Here is a 23,906-nt window from a genome sequence, read left to right as displayed (position 1 = left end):
GCCCGATGCCAAGGTTAGGAATTGCCAAGGTTAAAGTTGTTAAGGCTAGAAGCTCCATCTAGAGGCTTCTATATCCATAAATTCATTTAGGTTGTTAACACACACCTTTGCATTGGTATGTACCAGATTTCGAGTATTAAGCTAACTGGCTTTTATGACGATTAAATGAACAAAAAATGGCAATTTAAAGATCGGAAAATTTCTCAACAAAAGTGACAAATTTGAATATGAAGCTTTTGTGAAAATAACGTTTGGGCTATTTACGACCGTTTAAATTGGTTGTTAAAGTAACCGCAAATATTGGTATAGTCCAAAATACAAATCGCGAGAATTGAACATGAGAAACGAATACTTACTGCTGACACCGGGTCCTCTATCTACTTCTGAAACCGTTCGCCAAGCGATGCTAAAAGACTGGTGTACTTGGGATGATGAATACAACAAAGACGTTGTTGAAGTGATTCGTAGCAAGCTTGTTACTTTGGCGACTAAGCAGGCGGGATATACAAGTGTATTAATGCAAGGCAGCGGCACTGCTTCAGTTGAAGCAACAATCGGTAGCGTTATCTCTAACAGCGATAAGCTTCTTGTGGTCGATAACGGTGCGTATGGTGCTCGTATTGCTCAAATCGCAGAATATTTAAACATTCCATGCCATGTCGTTTCCCCAGGTGAAACATCACAGCCTGACTTGAACAAAATGGAAACGGCATTGGCTATGGATTCAGATATTACTCACGTTGCGATTGTGCACTGTGAGACCACTACAGGTATGTTGAATCCAATCGAAGAGATTGCCAAATTGGCAAAACAGCACAACAAAACCGTCATTCTTGATGCGATGTCGAGCTTTGGTGGCATCCCTATGGATATTGCTGACTTAGGTATTGATTACATGATCAGCTCGGCAAACAAGTGTATTCAAGGTGTACCTGGATTCGGCTTTGTTATTGCGAAGCAATCGGAACTGGAAAAATGCAAAGGCCAAGCTCGCTCATTAAGCCTTGACCTGTTTGACCAGTGGCACTGCATGGAAAGCAACCATGGTAAATGGCGCTTCACCTCTCCGACTCATACAGTGCGCGCTTTCTACCAAGCTCTACTTGAATTGGAACAAGAAGGCGGCATCGAAGCTCGTCATAGTCGCTACCAAACCAACCAAACCACATTGGTTGCAGGTATGCGTTCTCTTGGTTTTGAACCACTGCTTAATGATGACCTTCATTCACCTATCATCACCTCTTTCTATTCTCCAACTCATAGCGATTACCAATTCAAGGAATTCTATGACCGTTTGAAAGAGCAAGGGTTTGTGATTTACCCGGGCAAGGTTTCAAACGCAGACTGCTTCCGAATCGGTAACATTGGTGAAGTGTATCCGTCAGACATTGAAGCTCTCATTAGCGCAGTGAAAAACGCTATGTACTGGGACATCAAATAATGACGACGACCAATCCAGAGCCAGTTCTAAAGGCCACACACTTTCGAAGCGAAGGCGATGTGAACACCACGCCAGCACGCGAAAAATGGAACGAGTCGCTAAACGATGATGCGACTCAAGTAATGTTAAAGCGTGATGCTGACGTGTTTCTTCATCAAGCCATGTCAACGCCTTGCCTAGACACACTTGAAGCAGCCGAAGGCATCTACATTCAAGATGCGACGGGCAAGAAGTACATGGACTTTCACGGCAATAATGTTCACCAGCTAGGTTATGGTCATCCCTACATCATCAATAAAGTGACTCAGCAAATGGCGTCATTGCCGTTTTCACCGCGTCGCTTTACCAATGAAACTGCGGTTCAGTGTGCTGAGAAACTCACACAGATCTGCGGTGGTGATTTGAATCGCGTGTTGTTTGCTCCTGGTGGCACATCAGTGATCGGCATGGCGCTCAAACTAGCTCGACATGTCACCAACAATTTCAAAGTAGTGTCATTGTGGGATTCATTCCATGGCGCGTCACTCGATGCAATTTCAGTGGGGGGCGAAGCGTGTTTCCGCGAAGGCATGGGGCCATTAATGGCTGGCGTAGAACGTATTCCACCAGCCGTTTCTTATCGTGGCGCTTTCCCGTTTAACGAGAATAGCGCAGTCAATACAAACGAAACTGCATGCGACGTTCACTATGCCGACTATTTAGAGTATGTGATTGAAAAAGAAGGTGGCATTGGAGCCTTCATTGCCGAAGCAGTGCGTAACACAGACGTTCAGGTTCCAAGCAAAGCTTACTGGAAGCGCATCCGTGAGATCTGCGATAAGCATAACGTCATGTTGATCATCGACGACATTCCAAACGGTATGGGTCGTAGTGGCGAATGGTTCACTCACCAGGCCTTTGATATCGAACCTGACATTCTTTGTATCGGTAAAGGTTTTGGCGGGGGCTTGGTTCCAATTGCAGCCATGGTCACTAAAGACAAATACAACACGGCAGCGCAAGTATCACTTGGTCACTACACCCACGAGAAAAGTCCTATTGGCTGCGCGGCGGCACTGGCTACGATGGAAGTGATTGAGCAAGAAAATCTACTTGAAAAAGTACAAGCGGACAGCGCATTCGTGCGTGAACAACTGCTTCAAATGAAAGAGAAATACCTAGTCATTGGTGACGTTCGCGGCATCGGCCTGCTCTGGGGAGTGGAATTGGTCACTGACCATATCACCAAAAACCGAGCGTTCGATGAAGCAGAAGCAGTACTTTACCAATGTCTGAACGATGGCCTGAGCTTTAAGGTGTCACAAGGTAACGTGATTCAATTAAGCCCGCCATTGATCATCAGTCGCAGCGAGCTAGAAGTCGCTCTGTCTGTATTCGAAAAAGCGATAGCCAAAGTCTGCAAAGATTTTGAATACCTTTAATTCTCGAAATCAACATTTAAACCAATAACCTTAAACAACCATTTGTTTCCCAGAACTTTGAACTGGGAGTGACACAAAAATAGGACACTATTATGAACACGACATCACCTCTCCAAGCGGTTATCTTTGACTGGGCCGGCACTATCGTTGATTTTGGGTCGTTTGCTCCAACTAGCATCTTCGTTGAAGCATTCAAACAAGGTTTCGACTTTGACATCGACTTAGCTGAAGCTCGTGAACCTATGGGTATCGGTAAATGGGATCACATCCAAGCGGTGGGTCGAATCCCTGCTGTTGATGCTCGTTGGAATGCCCAGTTCGGACGTTCGATGACCAGTGAAGACGTTGATGCGATCTACGCGGCATTCATGCCTCTTCAAAAAGCGAAAGTAGCCGATCACGCAGCACCTATTTTGAATGCGATAGAAGTGGTCAATAACCTAAAAGAGAAGAACGTGAAGATCGGGTCTTGTTCAGGTTACCCACGTGAAGTGATGGATGTTTTAATTCCTGCTGCTGCAGATTACGGTTACCGACCAGATAACGTGGTAGCGACCGATGACTTACCTCAAGGTGGTCGCCCTGCTCCATTTATGGCACTGAAAAACGTAATCGATCTAGGTGTAACTAGCGTTGCTGCGTGTGTAAAAGTAGACGACGCAGCACCGGGGATCGATGAGGGTCACAACGCAGGCATGTGGACAGTTGGACTTGTATTATCGGGGAACGAAGCAGGCTTAACGTATCAAGAATATTTAGATGCAGACGAGACAACACTGGCAGCTGCACGTGAAAAAGCAAGCGTTAAGCTAAACAAATCAAACCCACACTACCTAATCGATACCATTGCAGACCTACCAGGTGTCATTGCAGATATTGAAAAACGTTTGTTAGCTGGTGAGCGCCCATAACGGTAATCACCTAGATTACCCAACCAAACATTCCGTACACATGAAAATGAAACCTCGTATCGCCTAAAAATGATACGAGGTTTCTTCGTTTCCAACATTTGAGACAGCAATTAATTGACAAAAACCTCTGTAAATAGCACCTTAAATATATAATTTTTAACAATTTCATTGACCATACTAAGCAACTGTACTAACAATGTAATAACAGTTCCAAGATAGGTTCGACCTGAATCTACGCCTTGAACGATCTACTGTTGCAGTGTCCCAATCAGTAAGTCGTCGCTTTAAAGGCTCATTCAGATAACAATAAGAGTTAATCCAAGGATAAGATTATGAAAAAATTGTCAAAAATCATGTGTGCTGTGATAGCTGCTTCAGGTTTCGCTGCTGCTCCATCAATTGCCGCAACGACATACGTAGGCGCAAAAGTTGGCATGGGTTGGCTAGATAGCGCTTGTGTCGACAACATTGATTGTGAAGATGATTCAGTGGCGGGCGGTATTTACGGTGGTTACAACTTTACCGATAACATTGCTCTAGAATTGAATGCAGATTACTTAGGTGATTATGACACCAGCTTTAACAACAACGGAGCGACTCAAAGATACAGCGATTCTATCGTAGCCATTTCTTTAAGCCCAATGTATCGACTAGCGATTAAACAAGAGTTTGATATCTTCTTTAAAGCAGGTCCTGCTTACATCATGCACGATGACGAAGACGACGTTGTTTTAGCCTTAGGTATCGGTGCCGAGAAACAGCTTTCAGACGATTGGGCGCTGAGAGTGGAATACCAATACTTCGATGATTTTGACGATAAGATCATCCAAGACCTAAACTCCAACCTTGTCACAGTAGGTCTTAGCTACAATTTCGGCACGGGTAATACAACCGCATCAGCGGCTGCAGCTTCTGCGGCGGCTGTAACTCAAGCACCTTCTGAACCAATCACAGAGCCAGAAGCTGTGGTCGTTGAAGAGGAAGCGGAGGTAGTGGTTACCAAAGCGCAAACTGAGAGTTTCTCTCAAGGTACATTTGCGACTAACAGCACAGAACTTTCAGACGAAGGTAAAGCCGCTATACAGCCAATTGTGGAAGTCTTACAAACATACCCTCAGTCTACCGTTAACATTGTTGGTCACACAGATTCAACAGGTGCAGCTGAGTACAACATGATGATCTCTAAGAAACGTGCGGCAGCAGTAGCAGCATACATCGAAGAGCAAGGTATTGAAGCTGATCGCATTACCGCTTCTGGTGAAGGGGAAGAAAACCCAATCGCATCAAACGATACGGCTGAAGGTCGTGCTCAAAACCGTCGTGTGGAAGCAACAATCCCAAGCTTCGAGTACCAAGAAGATGTTCAAGTTGAAGAAGTTATCATTGAAACAGTGGAATAATCGTATTCTAACGTAATAACGACTTCCTTAATAACAAGGGAGGAGCACTGCTAAGTGCTCCTCCCTTTCTTTATCTATGTTTGCTCATAAGCCGAAAAGTAACGACTCAAAGCCAAGCTATACAGCCAGAAGACTAAACGATTTCCCAGCTGTGAGTCATTTCTACGCCAGCACCTAACATTAGACAAACTGAACAGTATTTTTCTAACGAATCAGCACATACTTTAGCCACTAACTCAGGATCTAGGTTGTCACCAGACACTTCAAAGTGAATGTTAATCACAGTAAAGATTTTTGGTGCTGTTTCACGACGTGTCGTTTCAAGTTTTGCGTTACAGCCTGTGATGTTCTGGCCTGCAGATTTCAAACCATCGACGACATCAACAGAGCTACAACCACCAGCGGCCATAAGGACCATTTCCATTGGGCTTGGCGCGGTTGCACCACCACTGCCATCCATTACTACAGAGTGGCCAGATTGAGATTGACCTAGGAATTTAAAGCCTTCGACCCATTTAACTTCTGCTTGCATGTTGTTCCTTAGATGTACGATAACCGCCATCGCTGTCTATTATTGGATATCAATACTGACACCCTACTACTGGCGGCATTTATGAGCAAGATTTTCTCGGCGACATATTTTTTTGTGAATGATGCAATTTTTTCCATCTAAAACCTGTCTCTATTCGTACATTCAAAATCGAATGAGAAGAACGTCAAGATGAGGTATCTATGAATAAATTATCTAAAATATTGGTATCACTCGTGGTTGCGCTACCACTGATTTCGCTGTTTGTAAGCCAGACTGGCACTGCCAATACAATGGATAAAACAGCTAATTCAGGTAATAGTGAAATCGCGACACTGGCTGGTGGTTGTTTTTGGTGTACAGAATCCGACCTAGAAAAGCTGACAGGCGTCACCGACGTTATCTCTGGGTATTCTGGCGGTGAACTAGAAAACCCAACCTACAAACAAGTATCCTCAGGCAAGTCGGGTCACATCGAAGTGATAAACGTGACTTACAACCCTGATGTTGTTAGCTATGAACAGGTTCTTGACCAATTCTTCAGACACATCGATCCAACCGATGACAAAGGCTCTTTTGTAGACCGAGGCCGTCATTATCGACCGGCTATTTTCTATCATAACCAAGCACAAAAAGATGTTGCTCAGAACTTCATGATGGAGATCGACAAAGCTAATATCTTTGGTGCACCACTAAAAACAGAACTGATAAAATTTGAGAAGTTCTGGCCAGCAGAAGATTACCACCAAGATTATTACAAGAAGAGTAAGGTTCGTTATAACTACTATCGTTACGCTTCAGGTCGTGATCAGTATTTAGATAAAATCTTCGGTGATGATAGAAAGGACAACCCTAAAACACTACGTCAGATCATCGACAGTAAGAATGCGACAGCGAATGCTAAAACATACGTAAAACCGTCTGATGCAGAGATCAAAGCGAAGCTTACAGCACTTCAATACGATGTAACGCAAGAAGACGCTACTGAGCGCCCATTTGACAACAAATACTGGGATAACAAGCAAGAAGGTATTTACGTTGATATCGTGACTGGGGAGCCATTGTTCTCTTCCAAAGACAAATACAAGTCAGGTACAGGTTGGCCGAGCTTTACACAGCCAATCAGCGAGGCTTATGTCGTCACAACTACTGACTACAAACTGCTTTACCCAAGAACAGAGGTTCGAAGTAAGTTTGGCGATTCCCACCTGGGGCATGTATTCAAAGATGGTCCAAAACCAACAGGGTTACGTTACTGCATGAACTCAGCCGCAATGCGCTTTATCCCTGCGGATAAATTAGCAGAAGAAGGCTATGAGGAATACGTTGAGATGTTTGAGGGATAGGCATTCAGAAACTTACTATAAACCTCTGAACCTCTGAACCTCTAAAAAAAGCCAGCATATTCGCTGGCTTTGTTTTTCTAACGCACTAACAAGAAGGGTTAACTTAGCCTGTTAACCTTATTAACCCGTTAGCACCGTATCTTCAGGGTATTTCAACAACGAAGGCTCAGGGCGAGCTAACATGTAAGCCAAAGTCAAAGGTCCGATTCGTCCAATCACCATTACCACAATCATGATGTATTTCCCCGGTTCAGTTAAGTTTGCGGTTAACCCAGCAGTCAATCCGACCGTCGCAAAGGCCGAAATCACCTCAAACATCACTCGATCAAACGCCGCCTTTTCAGTAAGCATTAACAAAAACATTGCAGTGGTTAATAGCGCCCCACTTACCACAATAATGGCCAATGACTTTGTTACCGCTTGCCAAGTCACAGTGCGCTTAAACATCACCACGTGCTTTTTCTGACGGAGGAAGGTCCACGTTGCGACAAAGGCTACTGCAAAGGTCGAAACCTTAATACCACCACCTGTTGAGGTAGAACCTGCACCAATCAACATCAGTACAATCATTACCAGCAACGCAGGCTGTGTGTACTGAGACAAATCCACACTATTAAAGCCAGCAGTACGAGCACTTGCCGACTGAAAAAATGCGGCTAGCCACTGTCCTTGAGTCGATAACCCTTCCATGGTTGCTGAGTTATTTCTTTCTAGCAGCCAGAACAATACCGTACCTACCAACAATAGAGTCGGAGTGGCGGTTAGCATAATCTTGGTGTGTAAATGAAGATGTCGAAAACCTTTACGCCAGTTACTCGATAGGTCGCCGACGACTGTGAAGCCTAGCCCACCGAAAATAAACAAGCCAGCTAAGGTGAAGATCACCAGCGGATCATCAACAAAACTCATCATACTGTCTGAAAACAGTGCAAAACCTGCGTTATTGAATGCAGATATCGCATGAAATAGAGCATAAAAACTGCCCGTTGACCATCCCATCTCAGGTACCCAGCGGAAGCAGAGCAATACAAAACCGATAAATTCAGCCACTAATGCAAAGATGATGATCTTCTTAACCAATTTACGAAGGTTAATCTTACGATCTTGGCCAAGCGCTTCTTTCGCGAGTGCTTGTTGTTTAAGGCTTAACCTAACACCGAACATGTAAAGCAGTACCGCAGATAGAGTCATCTGCCCTAACCCGCCGACTTGCATCAAGAACATCAGTAAGATTTTACCCGCCAAGGTGAAATGCTCACCGGTATCGACAACACCTAATCCTGTCACACTGATCGCCGAGGTTGCTGTAAACAGTGCATCCGTAAAACTTAGGCCTGTCACAGAGAATACAGGCATCGTCAACAATATTGCAGAGGGGATAAGTACGCCTAAGAAGCTCGTAAGGATAATCTTAGGTTCAGAGCCTTTACGTGGCTTTTTATCACTCTTAAGCGTGTAGAAAGTACCTTTTCGTTTTAACGAATTCATACTGTTACCTTATTGCCAATTACCAATTGCGTAGCTTTCTAGATAAGGTCTCTTTCGGCCCAGCGATGATCACCACATCCCCAATTTCTAAACTCACATCCAATTCTGGTGCTTTAGTGAGGTTCGGCCCTCGCTTGAAGCCAAGTACCTCAACACCATTTTCTTTACACAGCTTAAGATCGCCAAGTTTCTTACCCAACAGTTTAGAACCAATAACAATCTCCGTCATCGCTAAGCCACTGCCAAGGTCGATAAATTCGAGAACGCGTCTGTCCAGCATCTTACGAGCAACACGAATACCCATATCGCGCTCGGGCATGATGATATGGTCAGCACCAATCTTAGAGAGAATCTTGCCGTGAAACTTATCGTTCGCCTTTACCCAAACAGCTTTTGCGCCTGACTCTTTTACCACCAGAGTAGTCAGAATACTGGAATTAACATCAGAGCCAATCGACACCATCACCATGTCGTAATCGTCGAGTCTTAACTCTTTAACTGTCTCCTCGCTTGTACAGTTCGCAACAATCGCTTGTGAAACAAAAGCCGCCGCTTCTTTCACTCGCTCTTCATCAATATCGACGGCCAGTACCTGTGCCCCTGAACTTTGTAGCTCTTTGCAAACAGACAGACCAAATCGCCCTAAACCGATAACTGCATATTGTTTGTCGCTCATTTGAAATCCTGTTTAGAAATTTTAATTACACGGGATAGCCAAACCTACATTAGTTTCTATCTCAAAAAAAGTTAGTTCTGCAAGAATAAGGTTATACTATTGTCATAATCGCTTGATTTATAAAGGTAGAGAACAACTCGAGTTTCTGCTAATTTCCAATTCATAATTTCTGCGGCAGCACACAATGAATGAATTCATAACCCAAGTACAAACCTACATCAACCAGAGCCATAGTGATTGGGCAAACAGCGTCCTATTCATCACTATTGCGAGTTTTCTCGCTTGGGTAGCTTGGCGAATTATCCATAATCGCTTAGAAATTCTGGTTCAGAAAACCCCATTCCACTGGGACGATCTACTGCTAGAAGCACTAAAAACCCCTGTCAGCACATTACTTTGGTGTTGGCCTGCTACAGTCTCTATCGGGCTAATACTTCAAGACCAGTTTGGCAATGAAATCAATTGGTTAAAAACGCTTAAACACATATTGATTATCTGTACATTCGTTTGGTTTACCTTACGAATGATCACTAACACTGAAGCCTATGTCTTAGAGCAAAAAACCAGAGACGAAACCACTGTACAAGCGATAGCGAAAGTCGCTCGCTTGTTCTTTATGGTGATGGGCGGCCTAACCATTATGCAGGCATTTGGGCTCAGTCTTTCCGGCTTACTCACCTTTGGTGGTGTTGGTGGCTTGATCGTCGGTTTAGCGGCTAAGGACTTACTGTCGAATTTCTTCGGTGGCATGATGATTTACTTCGACCGCCCTTTTAAAGTCGGTGATTGGATACGTTCTCCCGATCGTCAAATCGAAGGCACTGTCGAACGCATTGGTTGGCGCATGACGATCATCCGCACTTTTGATAAGCGTCCTTTGTACGTGCCAAATTCGGTGTTCAGTAGTATTGTGGTAGAGAATCCATCGAGAATGTTGAATCGTAGAATCAATGAAACCTTTGGTCTTCGTTATCAAGATGCAGACAAATTGGCGCTCATTGTTGATGATGTAAGAACCATGCTCGAGACCCACCCAGATATTGATGCCAAACAGACGTTGATCGTTAACTTTGACAAATTTGGGCCATCAACGCTCAACTTCTTTATCTATACCTTCACAAAAACAGTCAACTGGATCAGGTACCACAAAGTTAAGCAAGACGTTCTGTTACAGGTTCTGGCGATTATTCATAAACACAATGCAGACATCGCGTTCCCAACACAGACACTCAAGATTGACCCTCAAGACTTTTCTAATGTTCAAGATCATAACAGCGTTCAAAGCCTAGGTGATAATCAGAATATTAGCGATCCCAAAGACATGTTGAACTCCCCTACGGAAGGTCATCGATAGTCATATCCTTCTTGGTTATCGATAAGTAATAAGCGTGAAGCGTGGTAATATGATGGCAGTATTCTAATGCACCTAATTACCACGCTATGATTTTACCTGTCATTCTAGCCGGCGGCTCCGGAAGTCGTCTCTGGCCACTGTCTCGCGAGCTTTACCCTAAGCAATTTCTCAATATTGCCTGCGACCAGTCAATGCTTCAGCACACACTTCAACGCCTGCAAGGCCTTGAAGAGCACTTGATGGATAGTAAATGCGATGCCCCATTCATTATCTGTAATGAAGAGCATCGCTTTATTGCCGCTGAACAAGCTCGATCAGCTAACATTCAACATAGTGGTATTCTGCTAGAGCCAGTCGGTAGAAATACAGCCCCAGCCATTGCGCTTGCCGCCCTAAAGGCTTTAAGTAAACCACCGCTTAATGAACAAAGCGCATCCGACCCTATCTTGTTAGTGCTGGCTGCTGATCATCACATCGCGAAAACCTCTGAATTCCAACAAGCGATTAGTCGTGGTGTTGATTATGCAAAACAAGGCAAGCTGGTGACATTCGGTATAACACCTAGCTCCCCAGAGACTGGCTATGGCTATATCAAGCAGGGAGAGCCTCTTTCCTCCAGTGCTCAAACTGATACTAATGGAACAGAGCAGCCAATCAATCACGCCTTCGCCATAGAATGCTTTGTAGAAAAGCCAGACACAGCAACAGCAGAAGAGTACATCCGCTCAGGACAATACTTATGGAACAGTGGCATGTTCATGTTTAAGGCATCACGCTATGTTGAAGAACTCGCCGAACACCACCCTGAGATAGTAGCGGCTTGTAAACTCGCTCTTGCAACGCAAAATACCGACCTCGACTTTATCCGTATAGACGCTGAAGCATTCAAAAGCAGTCCAAGTGATTCAATCGATTACGCCGTGATGGAAAAGACCTCGCACGCCGCGGTGATCCCGATGGATGTCGGCTGGAACGATATTGGCTCATGGTCCGCGATCTGGGATGTAAGCGAAAAAGATCAGCACAATAACGTCATTGAAGGTGATGTGTTAACCGTCGACTCTCAACACAACTACATCCATGCTGAAAATAAGCTGGTTGCGACGGTAGGTGTCGACAACCTGATTATTGTCGAAACCAAAGACGCTATATTGGTTGCAAATAAAGACAGGGTTCAGGGTGTTAAATCGATTGTCAGTCAACTAAATCAAGCGGGTCGCACAGAACATGTGCATCATCGTGAGGTGTTTAGACCTTGGGGTAAATACGATGTTATCGACCTAGGCAAGCGCGACAAAGTTAAACGTATCACCGTTAAACCCGGTCACAAGTTGTCGTTACAAATGCACCACCATAGAGCGGAACATTGGGTAGTCGTGGCGGGTACTGCGAAAGTGACCAACAATGAGAAAACCTATCTGGTTGAAGAAGATCAATCCACTTACATCCCTTTAGGTCATATTCACAGCCTAGAGAACCCAGGGGATCTCCCACTCGAGATGATTGAAGTACAAACAGGCAGTCATTTAAGTGAAGGCGACATCATTCGATATCAAGACAGTTATGGGCGAGACGTGCGCAAGCAACAAGTCCACTCATCAAAGCACAACCAAACGAAATAAAGCAGCGACAAATCGATGAAACCAACATTAGACCTAAACTGCTTTAAGAACAACGATATCCGCGGCGTCATTGGTAAACAAATCAATGAGCCACTCGCCTACCTGCTCGGTAAGGCATTTGGCGAATACGTCCTATCCGCTAAGCCTGAAACCTCACTCGATGGTTTGGCGCAGGTAGTGATTGGTCGTGATAACCGCAAAACCTCCCTGTCATTACAAGAAGCCATGACCAAAGGCTTAATCGAGTCAGGGATTACCGTCATTGATCTAGGTATGACTGGCACTGAAGAGGTCTACTTTGCGACTCGTTACCTAAAAGCGATTGGCGGAATACAAATCACAGCCAGCCACAACCCAATCAATTACAACGGCATGAAAATGGTCGGTGTAGACGCTAGCCCTATCAGTAAAAACAGTGGTTTAGATGAAATCAAACGACGCATTGAAGAACTTAATCAAGAGCTGAACTGCAATTTACCGTTCGTTCATGCACAACCAAGTAACTCTAGTAGATCGAACAGTATTCTTGCTCCGTACGTCGAGCACCTACTCTCGTACATAACCCCATCAAAGCTGTCACCGATGAAGATTGTGGTTAATGCTGGGAACGGTGTTGCAGGACATATCATTGATGCTTTAGATAATAAATTTAACGAACTCGGTGTCCCTATCACCTTCATCAAAGTTCATCATAACCCTGATGGAAACTTCCCAAATGGTATTCCAAACCCTTTGATTAGAGAGAACCAAGCAGCCACTCGAGATGCCGTTTTAGAGCATTCTGCCAACCTTGGAATTGCTTGGGATGGAGACTTCGACCGATGCTTTTTCTTTGATGAGCAAGGCGATTACATCGAGGGTTATTACATTGTAGGGTTGCTTGCTGAAGCATTCTTGGTCAAACAGCCTAACACGACTGTATTGCACGATATGCGCATGACCTGGAACACAATTGAAATCGCAAAAACGCATGGTGGAAAAGCGATTGGAATTAAAGCAGGACACGCACTGATCAAAGAGAAGATGCGTGAAACGAATGCCGTCTATGGGGGCGAAATGAGCGCACACCATTATTTTCGTGATTTTGGATATTGCGATTCAGGCATGATTCCTTGGCTATTGGTTATCGAGCTGATGTCGAAAACTCAACAATCTCTTCACCAATTAACGAGTACTAGTATAGATAGATTCCCCTCTTCCGGGGAGATCAATCGAAGAGTCTCAGACCCAGAGCAGGTCATGGCTTGCGTGTTATCGCACTACCAAGATAATGCCGTTGAGATCGATCACACAGACGGAATCAGCATGAATATGGGCTCATGGCGCTTCAACTTAAGAAAGTCCAATACCGAGCCATTAATACGCCTTAACGTTGAAACCAAACAAGATAAAGCTTTACTGTCACTTAAAGTCGACGAGTTACTGTCTTTTCTCATTTAAGAATACAGACACTTCCAGTTTTCAACTAAGATCCACAAAAAAGCCCTTATTAGCTGTTGCTAACTAAGGGCTTTGAATTTTCAGTAGCTTAATCGCTGACTGTAATTAGTCTATTTGTTACGACGAGCTTCAACAGCGTCTGCCAGCTGGCGAAGTACTGTTTCAGTGTCTTCCCAACCAATACACGCATCAGTAACAGATTGGCCGTACGTTGCAGCTTTGCCCTCAACCAGGTCTTGGCGACCTTCAACAAGATGAGATTCAATCATCACACCAAAGATAGCTTTGTCGCCACCAGAAATTTGTGCGCTTACGTCATCAGATACGTTCATTTGACGCTTAAACTGCTTAGAGCTGTTTGCGTGGCTGAAATCGATCATCACTTTTTGTGGAAGACCAGAAGCTGCTAGCTCTTCTTTAATCTTACCAACGTGTTCTGCGCTGTAATTTGGCTCTTTGCCACCACGTAGGATGATATGACAATCAGGGTTACCTGCTGTTTCAACGATAGCTGAGTGACCGTACTTAGTTACTGATAAGAAGTGGTGAGAAGCGCTAGCAGAGCGAATAGCATCTGTTGCAATCTTGATGTTGCCATCAGTACCATTCTTAAATCCAACTGGGCAAGATAGGCCAGAAGCCAGTTCGCGGTGAACTTGAGATTCTGTAGTACGTGCGCCGATTGCACCCCAGCTGATTAGGTCAGCAACGTATTGAGGCGTGATCATGTCTAGGAATTCGCTTGCCGTTGGCATGCCCATGTCAGTTAGGTCCAGCAGTAGCTTACGTCCTAGACGAAGGCCATCATTTAGCTTGAACGTATCGTTCATGTACGGGTCATTTATTAGACCTTTCCAACCAACAGTTGTACGTGGTTTTTCAAAGTAAACACGCATTACGATTTCAAGGTTATCACCAAGTTCGTCGCGCAACACTTTCAAACGTTTACCGTACTCAAGAGCAGCTTCTGTGTCATGAATAGAACATGGGCCGACAATAACAAGCAAGCGATCATCGCTCTCTTCTAAAATATTGTGGATCGCTTTGCGGCTTTCAAAGGTTGTAGAAGAAGCAACTTCTGTCGCTGGAAACTTTTCTAAAACAGCAACAGGGGGTAATAACTCTTTTACTTTGTTAATTCTTACATCATCAGTCTGGAACATTGCTTACTTCTTCCTTTTTTCTATCCTTGAGCTGAATGTACGTTGTCTCACGTCACTTTCTATCAGCACTAATCTTCTTGTTCCCTGTAACTTAACTAGTAAAAACTCTAGTTTCAATCACTAATTAAAAATAAACGCAATTTTTTTTGTGTTTTATATTTAAAACACCCTGTATACCATTATTTACACGCTATCGATTGCGTATTTTATAGCAAGGTAAGAAGAGCCAATCTTCAAGCTACATCATGCATGTAAAATTGTGTCGAACTCAAAAACAAAAAAGCTCACGTGATCAGCGTGAGCTTTTATTTAATTACATTCTTTTCAATGGCTTGACGACACTATCAAGCCCTTCAATTTTCAGAGCAAGGCACAGTTTCAATAAATCGCCGAGTTCACCAGACGGGAATCCCTTTTTATCAAACCACAGCAAATATTCTTCAGGTAAGTCAATCAGTGTACGACCCGCGTACTTTCCAAATGGCATCTGCATTCGAGCCAACTTAATCAGGTTCTCTTTCTCTAGCATTATTCGGTCTTTACTATGCGTCATCTATGTTGTGTAGAGTATCACCTAAACGTTCAACCCAATAGTTGATCGCGTCTTTGGCATCATCCAGCGAATCAATCATGGTTGAAAAATCTTTGTTACCCGCTTCACGGTCGATGGCTGCAAACAGTGGTGTGCCCTCTTGAGCATCACTGACCAATAACTCTACACTCGCACTCCCAACATTGGTGTGCTCACCAGTCGTGACCTTAGATATGGTTGACATCGCAAGACCAAACGGCAGAACGCTGCTCGTTACAGCTAAGAGCGGATTGGGCGTTTCAACGTTACTCAGAGCGATACTCAAGCGGAGCGTTTTTCCTGTCGGTTCATCGACAATCGTTTTATGAGGCGATATTTTATCTTCCAAGCGCGCAACCATGTGCTCAGTGAGTTCCTGAATCTCTTCCTGATCCAACGAACCTTCTTCTGCTAAAACAAAAATTTGGTCGATCACTACAGAATCGTAGTCATCTAACTTGGATTTCAAACGCTGCGCGTCACGTAGCCCAACCCTTGCCCAAACCAAGTCGACGCCTCCGTCAGGCCCAGCCTGAAAATCTTCGTAGCTGGTAAATTTAGTAGCGGTTCTAATTGGGCCGCCTGCACAACCAAGCAAGAAAATGCTGGTTGCAACAAGCAAAAGGACTTTTAAAGGGTTCATAACGCACTTAGTCAAAATTAAGGAATCTAATTAAGTATGACATACCCTATGTGAAAAGGTTGTAGAAAAAGGGGGTTAAAAATCAGAGCTAACTCTAAAATTAATCATGTTGAACAGTGTGTGCGTACTCTACAATTACCTGATTTCCTTCAATATAAGCATTTTGGATCTCACCATCAACACTCATTCTACTTTTCAGGTAGACCACTTTAGGCCCCGATTCATTGCCCTCTTTTAGCGAGGGGAATACATTCCTTGGTTCCAAATGAAGTAAACGACAAAAATGACTAATGAAAGACATGGTTAATGGCGTCTCCCCTCTTAGCACTCTTGAGAAATCAAGCTGGTTCATGCCTAGCTTTTTTGAAAACTCCATCTGCGTAATTCGCATTCTCGATTTTTGTGACATCCACGTTTGATACAACGCGTCTCTGTCTAGTTCTGTGAATTCCATACCGGCTCCTTTATATAATTCATACCAATCAATTGTCCGGTTTTTCATACATGGCGTGTCAGGGTTCGGTTAGTGGAAACCAAAGGTTTGGTTTTGATATGCGCACAATTGTTGTACAGAGCGAAGCGAAACAACCCAAATTCATTCACTAAAACGATTAGAGCAAATTCTTTCTTTATTTATATCAATAATTTATACGTTAACGAACTAAACATATAGCAAGTTAATTTGTATCAAGAATTAAAAGTTCGAGATTGGCATTCCACATTTCAATCGATTGATTCGCATTTATAAAACTGGTTGGCTACATTTCGATTGCTCAAACGCACTTCTGGCAAACTATTTGAAAGAATAGGACGCAAAGCCACCGGTCTGTCGACAAATATTCTGTCTATGATAGCGGGGCCGCCACTTAATAGAATTTAAGTGTAAATGCATGCCGGGGTGTTCTCTTTTTTGTCGGCCAAATACAGTAAGGACAAATAATGAAACAACTCCAAAAAAAATCACTCATCGCGCTATCGCTTCTTAGCGTAAGCGGTGCAAGCTTCGGTCACGGTTATGTCTCGGCATACAACAATGGCGTAGCTGAGAGCCGTGTTGCCCTATGTAAGTTCCCTGCGAGTGATACGCAAGAGAAAAACACCAACTGTGGTGGTATCCAATACGAACCACAAAGTGTAGAAGGCCCTGAAGGCTTCCCAGAAGTTGGCCCTGCTGATGGGAGAATCGCCAGTGCGCAATCTTCTTTAGCAGCAGCACTAGACGAGCAAAAGGCAGACCGCTGGGTTAAACGCCCTATCAAGTCTGGTTCTCAATACTTCGAGTGGACATTCACAGCTAACCACAAGACTCGCGATTGGAAATATTACATTACTCAACCCGACTGGAATCCAAACCAGCCGTTGGCTCGCAGCTCTTTTGACTTAACGCCATTCTGTGTTGTTGAAGGCAATATGGAACAGCCACCGATGCAAGTCAGTCACTTGTGTAATGTGCCAGAGCGTGAAGGTTATCAAGTGATCCTTGCCGTATGGGATGTAGGTGACACTGCAGCGGCTTTCTACAACGTTATCGACGTGAAATTTGATGGTGACGGCCCTATCATTCCTGATTGGGATCAAGGTGGTCAAATCAACCCGACACAAGACCTGAATGTTGGTGACGCTGTTTATACGCGTGTATTCGACCAGTCTGGTGAGAACGCTTCATACAGCACTGAGCTTGTGATTGAAACTTCTGAACAAGGCAAAGCCAATAACTGGTCTTACGCGCTTGCTTCTAAGATCAACCAAGAGCAGACGCAAATCAAAGCAGGTCAATTGAATGACCAAGGCGATTTCGCACCCGTTTACGGCACGAATCCTGTTTATCTAAAAGCAGGCTCTGGCTTTAACAGTGTCGAAATCGGCTACAAGATTGATACTCCAGAACCCGAGCATGATCTTGAAGTCTCGGGCTTAGAATCAGAGTACATTATCGATGAGAGCCAACCTACTCAGCTTGATCTTACGTTAGCGGCAACAGGCGATATCCAAGCTGAGCTTACCGTGTACAACCATCACCGTGAAGCACTTGCCTCTCAGAAATCGGACCTAACAGACGGACAAGTTGAAGATGTTCAACTGACTCTTTCTAAGTCTGAAGCTGGCCACCACATGCTTGTGGTTGTGACGAAAGATGACCAAGGTAACTTAGTGGATCAGAACACGCTTGATTTTCATCTTATGGACGAGCAAACGCCGCCACCAGCGGGCGATTACGACTTCGTGTTCCCAGAAAGCATTGAGTCTTACACAGCAGGAACAAAGGTTCTAAGCAGCGATGGTGGCGTTTATCAGTGTAAAGAGTTCCCATACTCTGGCTACTGTGTTCAATGGGCTCCAACAGCAACTCAGTACGAACCAGGTGTCGGTTCACACTGGCAAAGTGCTTGGAACAAAGTGGACTAAGTACTCGCTAGATACTTACTTTGTATTGGGTGATTTTTAGTCATCAACCAAACAAAAACGGATGCCCAAAGCATCCGTTTTCTTGTTCATTAAAATTAGAAACGCCAGTTGTCAAAGTAGATAGTGGTCTGCCAACAGAGCAACAAACAAGATCATGAGATGATAGATGGAGAACTTAAAAGTCTTCATCGCCATATTAGGCTCATCACGATACTTAAGTTTCCAAGCGTGATAAACAAACCCGCCGTTTAACACCAATGAAGCGCTTAGATATATCCAACTACTCATGCCGACCAACACCGGCAATATACATACGATACTTAGCAGCAAGGTATAGAGCAGAATCGATGTTTTGGTGTAAGCAATACCATGGGTCACAGGCAGCATGGGGATATTCACTTTGGCATACTCATCACGACGATGAATTGCCAACGCCCAGAAGTGCGGAGGCGTCCAAATAAAGATGATCATCACCAACAACCAAGCATTTGAGTGCAGTTCATTGGTAACCGCCGTCCAGCCCAATAGCGGAGGCATTGCACCAGCGATCCCTGCTATCACAATGTTTTGCGGCGTTGCTCGCTTCAAGTACATAGTATAAATTACCGCATAGCCCAATAAGCTTGCAAAAGTTAACCACGCAGTCAGTTGATTGACCCACACCACTAACGTGACAAAGCCAAGTAACCCAATACCCGCAGCAAAGCTGAATACACGCACACTACTCAGTTCACCGGATGGTAAAGGACGTCGATTTGTTCGAGTCATCTGGCCGTCGATCTTTTTATCGATCAAATGGTTAAACGCAGCGGCTGAACCTGCCATCAGCCCTATCCCAATCATCCCGAACACAGTTTGCTGTAAAGGTAATCCATTAGGCACAGCCAAACACATTCCAACCAATGCCGTCAGCAACATCAAAGCCACCACTTTAAGCTTGGTCAGCGTTAAATAAATTTTCCAAGTGGCTTTGTTTTTTATAGCAATTTCGTTACTTAAAGCTGTGTCATTGTTGGCTGTTATCTTATGAGTTAAGGCTGCGTCTTGAGCCACCACTTCATACTGTGCTGACGTTCTACTGACCATGATTACCTCCTTGTAGTACACTGTTTTTCACCAAGCTCTCACTCGGTTTGTGTTGCCACACGACAAAATTGGTTACAACCATGCTGATGAGCAACATCGCTGCGACTAGGTTATGCAAAACCGCGACTGAGATTGGCAGGTGAAACCATACATTACTGATCCCAAGGCTGATTTGGGTAAACAGGACTATTGCGACAATCACGCTCAATTTTTGGTGAGGCGCTTGGCCAAATTTCCATAGCTGGTACACGATCATCAGCACCGTTAACGTCGCCACAATAGCCCCGAACCTGTGCATTACATGGATGGTAAGCCTTGCGGGATATTCCAACACACCAAACTCATAGTTATCATGACCGTGTTGAGCAAAATCGAAGGCATTCTTGAAATCTAAATAGCTTGTCCAGTTCCCTTCACAGATAGGTAATTGGGTACACACCAGAGCGGCATAATTAGACGATGTCCAGCCACCGAGCAGTATCTGCCCGACCACAATGAGTAATCCGAATAGTGCCGAGACTTTAAGTGGTGAAGAATAGGTAGCCTCACCAAAACGGCTTTGGAATTGAGACAAACGACAGTAGAGCAGACACAACAGTGACAGCAACGTGAAGCCCCCCATCAAATGCGCCATAACCACAACGGGCATCAACTTGAGAGTCACCGTCCACATTCCAAGCAAAGCCTGAAATATCACGGTTGCAGAGATAAGTAACGGAAGACCAGCAGCTGTTATGTTCTTTTTAATACACCAAGCAACAACGACAAAGATAAGCAGCCCTAATGTTCCTGCAAAGTAGCGATGGATCATCTCTATCCAAGCTTTGTCTGCTTCGAGAGCTCGTTCTGGAAATTGTAGATTGGCTTGATTAACGGCTTGGGTATTCGAGGGAACGGTGATCTTTCCATAGCACCCAGGCCAGTCAGGACAGCCAAGGCCAGCATCAGACAAACGGGTATAAGCGCCGAGTACAATCACGGTAAGGGTTAACAAGATAGTGAATCTCATCATGTGCATGAGTAAATCAGGGGCTTTATTCTGCATCGTTTATCTCCCTATACTTATTCCCTTTTCGCTAACAACACTCAGCATTAACGTAATCAGCTAAAGCTCATTAACTCAAGCTTATCAATTCAAGTTTATCAACTTAAGCTGATTAACTACCCAACTCGTGACAGCTTAAGCAGCTTTCTTAGATCATGAATCATGCCTTTAGATTGGCTGACTAGCTGCGAAGGATCAGAAACGCTTTTGTATTCCATAACCAATTGTCCGAGTGGGTCAATAATGACTATGGAAGCCGGCGAAAACTCGGTACTTAATTGATCACCACCCGCTAACAAAGATAAATCAGGCTTGTTGAGCGAACCCGACAACGAGTTACCTTCTGAGACGAAAACAACGGCGGTCACTCGCTCTTTGTTTTTCCCTAGCGCCAAGTAACTTTGATTCAAATAATGAAGCTGTTGTTCACACAAGCTTTCGCACTCCATCGGTGCGATATAACCCACAACCCAACCCTCTCCTGCCATGGGTACCGTTACGCCGAAATCCGCTAGTGTAATTCTTGGTTCTACCAATTCGCCTGAGTTAGTGACACCTGATGTATACCAATTCTGATCCAACACTGTTTTGGCGATAATCGCAGGCAAAGCGAAAATTAAAACGAGTCCGATTAATACCAAACGTCCCTTAGTACGACGGCTTCTAAGCTCAGCCATGTTTGCCTCGGTACTTTCCCTGTTCACTTGTGCTTGAGACTTATCCATCGTTGTTCTCCGTGATAGGTGTCGCTTTTAGGTACCGATAGCCAATCAACAACATCAAAAACAAAAGTACCGCAGCCATAACAAACCATTGAAATGAGTAACCAAAATGCTTCTCAGACCTCATCGCCGTTGGACGCCATAACATTTCATAGGGCCATGAATCTAAACTCTGAGGTTGGAAGACAAAGGGCAGCACTTCTTGTCCTGTATACTGTGATAACGCTGCTATGTTTAGGTTTTGGATTCTATTCGGTGTCGTATTTTCTAAACCCAACTCATGACTTAAAGGATTAATTGAGCGTGTATACAAGCGCCCTGACATTTTGGTTGGTACAGTGATACTTCCTAATTGCGGTAGTTCTCTTCTGTCATTACTTGCCGGAACAAACCCAAGATCGATCAACAACTGTTTTTCAGCCACTAAGGACTGGTTTCCATCTTCAAAGCGAACCTCACCCAACATGTAAATCACATACCCTACCGTTCCTTGGCTTATCTGGTTGTCTAACAAGAGCATCAAGCCGCTCGTATTGACTAATTCAACATCAGCCTTTAACCCGTTTAGGGTTTGAGGATTTAATGACTCTTGACCAGATAAATCCAGCTCTCGCAACTCAGAAATAACGACACCCAAAGGTTGTGACGAGAGATGTGCTCTCTCAGCTAATTGCTGTTCATAACGTAATTTCTCGTTACCACGATCGAGTTGCCACAAACCTAACTTGATTAAAGCGCCGACTGAAACCACAGTTAAAACAACCGCTATCCAAAAACCTTTACTGCGGAACTTGTGTTCATCATCAATCAATCGGTTTGGAGTTATCACTATGGCGTCATCTACCTTTGTTCTGTTATTTAAAGTCGTCTTGGTCGCTTTGCTGTTTTTTATCGCTTTCAATTTGATGAAAGGCCTAATCCAAATCGCCTCGGGCAAACACAATGGAAAAAGGCTCAGTCACTTCTTGGGGCGTCGTGTCATGTGGTCAGCCGTTGTCGTGCTACTTTTATTACTTGCTTTGGGATCAGGAGTGATAACTCCTAACCCTCGCCCCTATTAATCCCCGATAGGCTCAGCAGTTAAAGCACATAGACAAATACAAACAGGCCTAACCAAACCACATCAACAAAGTGCCAATACCAACTGCCCGCTTGGAACGCAAAGTGGTCTTTCGGAGTGAAGTGGTCTTTCGCAACCCTTGCCAGCAACACAATCAAAAAGATCGTCCCTAAACAGACATGTAAGCCATGAAACCCAGTAAGTAAAAAGAAGGTATTACCGTAGATGCCAGACTGAAGTGTCAGCCCCATCTCTTGATAAGCGTGAAGATACTCTTCAACTTGGAAGAACAGGAAGAAGCCAGCCAGAACAATGGTTATCTCCAACCACACGATCAAAGCCATACGCTTATTTTGTTCAAGACTGATATGTGCCATGTGCAGCGTCACAGAGGAAAGCAGCAGAATAATGGTGTTCTTAAGCGGGATACCTTGCCAAGGCATGGCTTGTGTCGTTACGCCATCAGGGGTCGTCGTTAGTGGCCAAATTGATTGGAACATCGGCCACAATACTTCATGGGTCATTTCATTATTGCCCGCACCACCAATCCAAGGCACAGAAATCATTCGAGCATAGAAAAGCGCGCCAAAGAAAGCGCCAAAGAACATGATTTCGGAAAAGATGAACCAACTCATTCCTTGTCTAAAAGAACGAGAAATCTGCTCAGAATAGAGACCACTCAATGATTCTGTGATCACATTGCTAAACCAACCTGCGAGCATGTAAAGCAACACAGCAAACCCGACTAACAACACCGCTTTGCCAAACACACCACCTGCGGCGTCGGTACCCATGTTTTGCACCGTCAAGCCAGCGCCAACCGCGACCAAAAACAGTGCTACAGCACCCACCAATGGCCAGTGGCTTTGATGTGGAACGAAATAAACTTCCTTTTTAGAACTCATCGCTCAACTCCTTATGTTGATACTGGTTCTGTAAATTCCTAGTTACTTGCGAGTACGTTAGGCTCAGATTTATTGGCCGCAGCACCCACCTCATTCGTGATATTGAATAATGTGTAAGAGAGCGTCAGCGTATGTATCGATTCTGGAATATCTGGCTCAATGTAAAATATCAAACCCATTTCTGCGCTCTTGTGCCCGTCCAATGGCTGCTGATTAAAGCAAAAGCATTCCATCTTATTGAAGTAGGTTGCCCCCATACCTGGAGAAACCGACGGTACGGCTTGGCCAACCAATGAGGCTCCAGAAAGGTTTTTGGCAATGTAGTTAGTTTGAACCACTTCACCAGGATGAACCTCTAACACTCGAACTTCAGGCGAAAACTGCCATGGCATATCTGGCTTGATGTGGGACATGAATTCGACTCGAACCGTACGAGAGTAGTCTGGCTGCATTCCCTGAGGTTGCACCGCTGAAACAGTATTAGTTTTGCCATTGATGCCTAAGGCCTCACACATGACATCGTAGAGCGGCACCAAAGCGAAACCGAAGCAAAACATCGCAACCACGCTCAACACCAAGTAGCCCGTCAGCTTTTTGGTCGATCGCTTATTAGACAGGCGCTTAGGTTGTTTTTTATCTTGATTGGGATCGCTTTGCTTATCACTCATGGTTCTGCC

At 44.4% G+C, this 23,906-nt stretch carries 23 protein-coding genes and 1 riboswitch; of the genes, 10 read left to right on the top strand and 13 right to left on the bottom strand.

Annotated features, from left to right (window positions below):
• The first annotated feature begins 337 nt into the window (after positions 1-337).
• The 4 genes from phnW to AB4585_RS13150 all read left to right on the top strand — a co-directional run bounded on the left by phnW (position 338) and on the right by AB4585_RS13150 (position 5,173).
• A complete protein-coding gene (gene phnW / locus AB4585_RS13165; RefSeq protein WP_102495249.1) occupies positions 338-1,441 on the top strand; it encodes a 2-aminoethylphosphonate--pyruvate transaminase in 1,104 nt (367 codons plus the stop codon).
• On the top strand, positions 1,441-2,862 hold the full coding sequence (locus tag AB4585_RS13160) for an aspartate aminotransferase family protein (protein WP_372155007.1): 1,422 nt from the start codon (positions 1,441-1,443) through the stop codon (positions 2,860-2,862). Before phnW ends, AB4585_RS13160 begins: the two co-directional genes overlap by 1 nt.
• A gap of 92 nt (positions 2,863-2,954) precedes the next feature.
• Positions 2,955-3,773: a phosphonoacetaldehyde hydrolase gene (phnX, locus tag AB4585_RS13155; protein WP_372155006.1), complete on the top strand. Its 819-nt coding sequence runs from the start codon at positions 2,955-2,957 to the stop codon at positions 3,771-3,773.
• 332 nt (positions 3,774-4,105) lie between these two features.
• The gene (locus tag AB4585_RS13150; RefSeq protein WP_102428795.1) at positions 4,106-5,173 is read left to right on the top strand and encodes an OmpA family protein; all 1,068 of its coding nucleotides are present in this window, start codon (positions 4,106-4,108) and stop codon (positions 5,171-5,173) included.
• 133 nt (positions 5,174-5,306) lie between these two features.
• Here the strand turns inward: AB4585_RS13150 and AB4585_RS13145 are convergent, their stop codons facing one another.
• A complete protein-coding gene (locus AB4585_RS13145; protein WP_017068628.1) occupies positions 5,307-5,705 on the bottom strand; it encodes an OsmC family protein in 399 nt (132 codons plus the stop codon).
• A 200-nt stretch (positions 5,706-5,905) separates the two neighbouring features.
• Between AB4585_RS13145 and msrB the strand changes: the two genes are divergently transcribed.
• Entirely contained in the window at positions 5,906-7,048 is a 1,143-nt protein-coding gene (gene msrB / locus AB4585_RS13140) for a peptide-methionine (R)-S-oxide reductase MsrB (RefSeq protein ID WP_017061740.1), read from the top strand.
• Between the two features lie 120 nt (positions 7,049-7,168).
• Here msrB and AB4585_RS13135 read toward each other — a convergent pair whose 3' ends face one another.
• Together AB4585_RS13135 and AB4585_RS13130 are read right to left on the bottom strand one after the other, a co-directional pair.
• Complete coding sequence (locus AB4585_RS13135) at positions 7,169-8,536, bottom strand: TrkH family potassium uptake protein (protein ID WP_017065604.1); 1,368 nt, start codon at positions 8,534-8,536, stop codon at positions 7,169-7,171.
• A 19-nt stretch (positions 8,537-8,555) separates the two neighbouring features.
• Entirely contained in the window at positions 8,556-9,212 is a 657-nt protein-coding gene (locus AB4585_RS13130) for a TrkA family potassium uptake protein (RefSeq protein ID WP_019820412.1), read from the bottom strand.
• A 184-nt stretch (positions 9,213-9,396) separates the two neighbouring features.
• Here AB4585_RS13130 and AB4585_RS13125 point away from each other — a divergent pair, with 184 nt between their 5' ends.
• The 3 genes from AB4585_RS13125 (at position 9,397) to AB4585_RS13115 (ending at position 13,628) form a co-directional block, all read left to right on the top strand.
• Entirely contained in the window at positions 9,397-10,566 is a 1,170-nt protein-coding gene (locus AB4585_RS13125; protein ID WP_017061743.1) for a mechanosensitive ion channel family protein, read from the top strand.
• Positions 10,567-10,652: 86 nt separating this feature from the next.
• On the top strand, positions 10,653-12,188 hold the full coding sequence (locus AB4585_RS13120; protein ID WP_372170013.1) for a mannose-1-phosphate guanylyltransferase/mannose-6-phosphate isomerase: 1,536 nt from the start codon (positions 10,653-10,655) through the stop codon (positions 12,186-12,188).
• Between the two features lie 15 nt (positions 12,189-12,203).
• Positions 12,204-13,628: a phosphomannomutase/phosphoglucomutase gene (locus tag AB4585_RS13115; protein WP_017061745.1), complete on the top strand. Its 1,425-nt coding sequence runs from the start codon at positions 12,204-12,206 to the stop codon at positions 13,626-13,628.
• Between the two features lie 110 nt (positions 13,629-13,738).
• Here the strand turns inward: AB4585_RS13115 and aroG are convergent, their stop codons facing one another.
• From aroG to AB4585_RS13095, 4 genes are all read right to left on the bottom strand, one after another.
• A complete protein-coding gene (aroG, locus tag AB4585_RS13110) occupies positions 13,739-14,791 on the bottom strand; it encodes a 3-deoxy-7-phosphoheptulonate synthase AroG (RefSeq protein WP_017061746.1) in 1,053 nt (350 codons plus the stop codon).
• Between the two features lie 313 nt (positions 14,792-15,104).
• Positions 15,105-15,320 carry a DUF3820 family protein gene (locus tag AB4585_RS13105; RefSeq protein ID WP_004730103.1) on the bottom strand — a complete coding sequence of 72 codons (216 nt, stop codon included), beginning with the start codon at positions 15,318-15,320 and terminating at the stop codon, positions 15,105-15,107.
• 13 nt (positions 15,321-15,333) lie between these two features.
• On the bottom strand, positions 15,334-16,005 hold the full coding sequence (locus tag AB4585_RS13100) for a DUF3313 domain-containing protein (protein ID WP_017068633.1): 672 nt from the start codon (positions 16,003-16,005) through the stop codon (positions 15,334-15,336).
• A 100-nt stretch (positions 16,006-16,105) separates the two neighbouring features.
• Entirely contained in the window at positions 16,106-16,459 is a 354-nt protein-coding gene (locus AB4585_RS13095) for a hypothetical protein (RefSeq protein WP_017061749.1), read from the bottom strand.
• A 323-nt stretch (positions 16,460-16,782) separates the two neighbouring features.
• A riboswitch (cyclic di-GMP riboswitch) is annotated at positions 16,783-16,872 on the top strand.
• A gap of 72 nt (positions 16,873-16,944) precedes the next feature.
• Here AB4585_RS13095 and gbpA point away from each other — a divergent pair.
• Positions 16,945-18,411, top strand: a complete 1,467-nt coding sequence (gene gbpA / locus AB4585_RS13090) for an N-acetylglucosamine-binding protein GbpA (protein ID WP_102332020.1) — start codon at positions 16,945-16,947, stop codon at positions 18,409-18,411.
• A gap of 111 nt (positions 18,412-18,522) precedes the next feature.
• On the opposite strand, the gene cyoE is transcribed toward gbpA, so the two are convergent.
• From cyoE to AB4585_RS13070, 4 genes are all read right to left on the bottom strand, one after another.
• Complete coding sequence (gene cyoE, locus AB4585_RS13085; RefSeq protein WP_372170010.1) at positions 18,523-19,497, bottom strand: heme o synthase; 975 nt, start codon at positions 19,495-19,497, stop codon at positions 18,523-18,525.
• Positions 19,487-20,542 (bottom strand): heme A synthase, encoded by a 1,056-nt coding sequence (locus AB4585_RS13080; RefSeq protein ID WP_372170008.1) that lies wholly within the window; start codon positions 20,540-20,542, stop codon positions 19,487-19,489. Before AB4585_RS13080 ends, cyoE begins: the two co-directional genes overlap by 11 nt.
• A gap of 116 nt (positions 20,543-20,658) precedes the next feature.
• A complete protein-coding gene (locus AB4585_RS13075) occupies positions 20,659-21,267 on the bottom strand; it encodes a hypothetical protein (protein WP_061023251.1) in 609 nt (202 codons plus the stop codon).
• Positions 21,260-22,207: an SURF1 family protein gene (locus tag AB4585_RS13070; RefSeq protein WP_372170005.1), complete on the bottom strand. Its 948-nt coding sequence runs from the start codon at positions 22,205-22,207 to the stop codon at positions 21,260-21,262. The genes AB4585_RS13075 and AB4585_RS13070 overlap by 8 nt, the downstream gene beginning before the upstream one ends.
• Here AB4585_RS13070 and AB4585_RS13065 point away from each other — a divergent pair.
• Entirely contained in the window at positions 22,095-22,325 is a 231-nt protein-coding gene (locus AB4585_RS13065) for a DUF2909 family protein (protein ID WP_017064837.1), read from the top strand. The genes AB4585_RS13070 and AB4585_RS13065 overlap by 113 nt on opposite strands.
• A 19-nt stretch (positions 22,326-22,344) precedes the next feature.
• On the opposite strand, the gene AB4585_RS13060 is transcribed toward AB4585_RS13065, so the two are convergent.
• Together AB4585_RS13060 and AB4585_RS13055 are read right to left on the bottom strand one after the other, a co-directional pair.
• A complete protein-coding gene (locus tag AB4585_RS13060; RefSeq protein WP_009845661.1) occupies positions 22,345-23,229 on the bottom strand; it encodes a cytochrome c oxidase subunit 3 in 885 nt (294 codons plus the stop codon).
• Between the two features lie 38 nt (positions 23,230-23,267).
• Complete coding sequence (locus AB4585_RS13055; protein ID WP_017064839.1) at positions 23,268-23,897, bottom strand: cytochrome c oxidase assembly protein; 630 nt, start codon at positions 23,895-23,897, stop codon at positions 23,268-23,270.
• Between the last annotated feature and the right edge of the window lie 9 nt (positions 23,898-23,906).

The sequence above is a fragment of the Vibrio sp. 10N.222.49.C9 genome, from assembly GCF_041474985.1.
GTDB classification, from domain to species: domain Bacteria; phylum Pseudomonadota; class Gammaproteobacteria; order Enterobacterales; family Vibrionaceae; genus Vibrio; species Vibrio crassostreae_C.
This window is presented reverse-complemented; position numbering and strand designations above follow the sequence as displayed.